The sequence below is a fragment of the Frankia sp. CoWAU3 genome, assembly GCF_977971855.1.
On sequence record NZ_CDWWXB010000110.1, the window covers coordinates 1 to 5,259 of the forward strand.

Consider the following 5,259-nt stretch of genomic DNA (forward strand, 5'->3'; position numbering starts at 1 on the left):
CTGTGACGCCGGGCCCGACCACCCGGGCGGTCAGCCACGCCTGCAACCGACCCAGCCCACACCGGAAATCCTCACCTCAGCGGTGTAGCGTCCGGGTCCCGGGTGGCCGAGGGCATGTGTCCGCCCCGCCCCGCGCCGGAATCCAGATCTGCACGGATACGAACCGACGGCTGTCAAGCCTGACGACCGCTATTATTCATCGCCCGTGCCGGGTTCGAAGAGCCCCCACCAGCTGGCTGCAAGACGTGACGGAGACGCAACCATGCGCTCCGGAAACGGCACGGAGACCACCTTGCTAGACGGCACGAGGGCCCCGGATAGACTGAATCGCCCACGCCGTCCGCCCGTAGCGCCAGCTAGCCGACCAGCCGACGTGCGGATGGGCTTCCATCGCCGGACCCCCGTCGCCGGACGCGGCGCCCGGGAGCCCACTGACCAGGAACGGGGGGACGGGAACCAGTGGTCACCACCACGCTCACGACCAGGATTCCACGGTCGTGGGTGATCCCGACCCAGGAGGCCGGCAGCGGAAAGTCGGTCAACGACGCCACCTTCCGGATGCTGACGATCCTGCTCTTCTGCGAGATCTTTCTGCAACGGATCGCTTTCCCGGTGGGCGGTTCACAGGTCCAGGTAATCCTGCCGATCACCTATGTCTGCGCAGCCTTGATGCTGCGCCGCGGAGGTCTGACGTACAACTCCAGCCGGGTGACCACCTACCTCGTCGCGATGACGGCATGTTCGGCCTCGGCACTCGTCTGCTTCCTCCGTGAGAAGGACGACACGTCCTTCACCTCATTGCTGCTGCTGCTGGCGACGTACGTGCCGTTCGTCCTCGGCCTGCGCGGCGCGGACGCCCGCGCTCTCCTGCCCCGACTGCTGGACCGTTTTCTGATCATGATCACGGTACTCTCCGGTCTCGCGCTGTTCCAGTTCGCCATTCAGCTCGTCGGCGTTCCGTACACCGACGTCGTCAAGGACATCGTGCCGTCGCAGTTCCTGATGCATGGGTTCAACACGTCCTACCCCGTGCAGTACGGCTCGTCGTTGTACAAGTCGAACGCCTTCATCTGCCTCGAGGCGTCATTCTGCTCGCAGTTCCTCGGCTTCGGTATCGTGGTCTGCACACTGCGCAACGGCGGCTGGTGGCGCATGATCATGTTTGTGCTGGCCATCCTGAGCACCGTTTCCGGCACAGGTCTGCTCCTGCTGGCCTGCGCAGGCGTCCTGCTGGCCGTTCACAAGGGCGCCCGATTCGCGCTCACCGCCCTGCTCGGAGTGAGCCTCGTGGCACTGATCATCAGCTTCACCCCGGCGTCGAGCATCTTCGCCGCGCGTGCTACGGAGACATCCTCATCGACCTCCAGCGGCAGCCTGCGCTTCGTCCAGCCGTACCAGCGGACCTGGGACGCGCTCGGCAGCGACCCGATGACGGTGGCGTTCGGCTCGGGGCCCGGGTTCGCCGACCGGGACGCGGCCGCGTTCTTCTACCGCACCGGACTGCCGCTGAACTACGCCCTCCTGCCCAAACTGATCCTCGAGTACGGCGTCGTCGGGACCACCGCGTTCATCGGTCTGGTGGTGGCGATGTTCGTACGCGGCTCGCAGTCGTTCGTACTCTCCGGGTCGGTGTTGATCTTCTATAGCGTGCTGTCCGGAGGCCTGCTGGCCCCGGTTGTCACCGGGCTCGGCCTCCTGCTCGTCACCTGGTTCACGGTTACCCCCGAGGAGACCGTCAGGCTCCAGAGGGATCCGGGAGCGTCGTCACCGCGGATCCCACCGGCTCCCGCACCGGGCCGGTCCTTCGCCTCGATCTGACCCAGCGCGCAGCAGGCGCGCGACCGCACGCACCACAGCGCACGGATGGCGCCATCCGCACATACCGCCATCCCTGCCCGTGCTCCTCTCGCCTCATCTTGGCAGTTCCGGCCATCGCGATGGCCGGAACTGGGACCGGGCGCCGGGACCAGACCCAGGGACCGGAGATACGACAAGAAGCCGCGACAAGAAGCCGGTACAACGAAGGAGCCGGGCGGTCAGATTACGCTGACCGCCCGGCTCGTCATACCGGCGTTGCGACGCCTGGAATCCGGAACCTCGGCGGGGTCCCGGACCCTCGCGGCTACGGGCTCTCTAACGCTTGCCGGGGCGGGCGTAGCGGTCGGTGGCCTCCGAGTCCACGCCGCCGCCCCGCTTGCTCACCGCGGCCGAGTCCCCCACCGGAGAGTTGGAGGTGATGGTGTCGACCGACGAACGACGCTCCGGGGCCGCCGCGACGGCCCGGCGGATGCCGGTCCGGCCGTCGTGCACGACGCCCACGACTCGCTCGGCGAGCGCCGGCCAGTCCCGCGGCACCTGCTCAAGCTCCTTGAGGCTGGTTTCGGTGGAGGTGATGACCACGACGGCGTCGGCCTGGATGGCGGAGGCCGCGGTCATCGGCAGCTCGGCCAGCGCCGAGGTGACGAGGATAACGAGGTCGACGACCGGCGCCCGGTCGGCGAGGATCGGGGCGAGGCCACCGGGCCGGGCGGCCCGGGCCGGCGACACGCGGTTGTAGAGGATGTGCCCCCGCCCGGTGCCGGACGAGCGTGCCAGGCAGGTCGGCTCGTGCGCCCAGCGAGGCAGCTCCCCGGAGGTCGCCCGGGGCAGTCCCTCAAGAACTCCCCGCACCTCGGACGACGGCGAGGTGTCCAGGATCAGGACGACGCCCTGATCATCGGACCAGGCGGCGGCCACGGAGGCGACGAGATCGGCGGTCAGGTCCCCTCGCGACGCCGGGGTGAACGCGATCACCTTGCTTGTCGGGGACATCACCGCGGACATCGCCGAGACCAGGGTCTCGGCCGCGCTGGCGGTGGTCCGTCCCGGCTCCAGGACGGCGATCAGCGGCACGCCCAGGGTGTCGGATGGGTTGTGCGGGTCGAGGATGGTGGGCCGGCGCTGATACATGATCCAAATCGCCGCGATCGAACCGAGCAACCCGACGATCGCAGCGACCAGCGTGTTACGGAACAGGTTCGGCCCGCTCTGGCCTTCGGCGACGGGTGGCTCGGCTAGTTTGATCGACGCGCTCGCCAGCGCGGAGGCGGTACGGGCGGTGGCGATCTGCGTGTTGAGGTTCGCGATCTGCGTGTTGCGGACGGTGTTGTCGACGCTCCCGGCAATACCGGCTCCCTGGCCCGCAGCGGCCTGCTCCGCCACCAGCCCGTCACGCAGTTTGATCATGGCGCTGATATTCGCCTGGCTGTTGGGGCCATAGGTCGTCAAGAGCTTGCTGTAGGCATCCTCGGCCGACTTGACCAGCGCGTCCGCCGCCTGCTGGCTCGGGCCCGTCCCCTTGATGACGAAGAAGTAGCCCTCGTCGGACGGCGAGGTACTGAGCCGGGCGGCGACGTCCAGCTCGGGCAGCTTGAGTTCCTTCGCGATCTCCGCGACGGCCGCCGAGGACTGGGCGAACTGCGCCTGGGTCTGCACGAAGCGGGTCGCGTCGACCGAGTTGGCGCCGAGTGTACCCGAGTCCGTCGAGAGGAAGACCCGGGCACTCGACCGATAGGTCGCCGTCTGCGTCTTGGAGTAGGCGGCCGCCAGAGCCGCGAAGACGACCACGACGATGGCGACAACCAGCAGCCGTGGCTGGAGGATACGAAGCAGGGACGGGGCGGAGGGAGCCCGGCTGGTCTCGTTGCCCGCCTGCACGTTGCGACTCATGACGCACCCGCCACGGACTCAGAACGAGCGGACCGGGCCCGTACCCGGATCGGAGTGCCGGTGAGACGACGCAACGACTCCTCCAGCGGGACATGAAGCGAACTCAATGTGGCCCCCCACAGGAGCATCCGGCCCGTTTGCCGGACCACGGTCTAGATCTGTCTGACGGAACCGATTTGTGAGCATAGCCGATAGCGGATAGTAAACGGTCTATAGCTATGCCTGACGCCGCGCGGATGCTCAGGTGCCCCGCCCACCACGCCGCGATCCGGTTCCGCGACCAGGCCGGCGAGGGCCATGCTCCGGAGCGACATCCATACCCTCGACATCATCCACGGGATCCATTCGATGGTCAGATTCGCCAGCGTTCGACCGTCTCGACCGACGTGCGTCGCTCATCCCGGCCCGGCGCGGGCGCGGCAGCTCTCGTCCTCCCGGCCCCGCCGGGGCGGGGTCAGGCCCGGAGCCGCCCCGCGCCGCCCGCAGCGCGGCCTGCTCCGCGTCGTGCTCCCGAGCGAGTCGACGGAGCAGCACAAACCACACCGGCGCAATGGACCAGAAAGCAATGTTATAGCCGACGACCGCACCCCGCGCCTCCCCGACAAGCAACCCAATGATAGGAAAACCAAACAACATCGGCGCAAAGACCGCATTGACCCGAAATGTGATCTTGGCTTTTCCGAGCGCGTAGACCATGCAGGCCGGTCCGACCGGGACCGACGCGGCCAGATAGTGCAGAATCGACAGCCCCAGGATGTTCCTGACGCCGTCCCACGAGTCGCCCAACAACGCCTGGCCGTAACGTTCCGGAAGGAGGTAGAAGATCAGGCTCCACGCCGTGCCGATAGCGAGGACGAGGGCCGAGAGAGCGTAGGCGGCGCGCTCCCGGGCGTGGCGGGTCATGGAGGTCCGCTTGGAGAACTCCGGCAACGCGAAGCTCACGACCCCCACCCCGACCACCGTGGTCGGGCCGAGCAGCGTGCGCGCACCTTGCAGGGCGCCCACCGTCGCCAGCGAACCCACCGCTCCGATCACCAGCAGCGAGGTCTGCATCGCGCCCTGGACGGTGATGAACTCCGCCGCCAGGTAGGCGGAGTTCGACTTGTTCCTGCGGAGCCATCGAAGGGTCTCGCCGGGCGACGGCCAGAAGCCGGCCTGGGCTATCCCCAGCAGGGCCGCGACGAGAGCCGAGGCCCCCCAGGCGAGCAGCAGCGGCGGGGATGCGGTCACACCGCGGTGGATGAGCAGGAAGATCCCGAAAATCTGGACGACCGCCCAGACGGTGTCGTTGACGAAGGCGCCGAAGGGCTTCCCCATCGCGAAGAAGACATAGCGCCACGCATCCTGCAGCAGCAGGCCGGGCAGCACGAGGCCCATCGCCGACAACGACGACCCGACCGGGCCGCCGAGGAGCAGACCCGGGCCGACGAACGCGATTCCCACGGCCACACCGAAGACGAACGACGAGCCGGTGGTGGCGGTGGCCGCCGCCCGGAAGTCGCTCCGAGTGGCACCCGAGTAGAACATGCTCAGCGGCATGCAGCTTCCGGC

Annotated in this window: 2 protein-coding genes and 1 pseudogene; 1 reads left to right on the plus strand and 2 read right to left on the minus strand. The window is 68.1% G+C overall.

The features are described from left to right. The first annotated feature begins 501 nt into the window (after positions 1-501). Positions 502-1,818: a hypothetical protein gene (locus AC08ON_RS11260; protein ID WP_476616927.1), complete on the plus strand. Its 1,317-nt coding sequence runs from the start codon at positions 502-504 to the stop codon at positions 1,816-1,818. A gap of 315 nt (positions 1,819-2,133) precedes the next feature. Here AC08ON_RS11260 and AC08ON_RS11265 read toward each other — a convergent pair whose 3' ends face one another. After that, positions 2,134-3,708, minus strand: a complete 1,575-nt coding sequence (locus AC08ON_RS11265) for a Wzz/FepE/Etk N-terminal domain-containing protein (RefSeq protein ID WP_011438310.1) — start codon at positions 3,706-3,708, stop codon at positions 2,134-2,136. Between the two features lie 240 nt (positions 3,709-3,948). Then, a pseudogene (locus AC08ON_RS11270) lies at positions 3,949-5,259 on the minus strand (hypothetical protein); the annotation flags it as partial.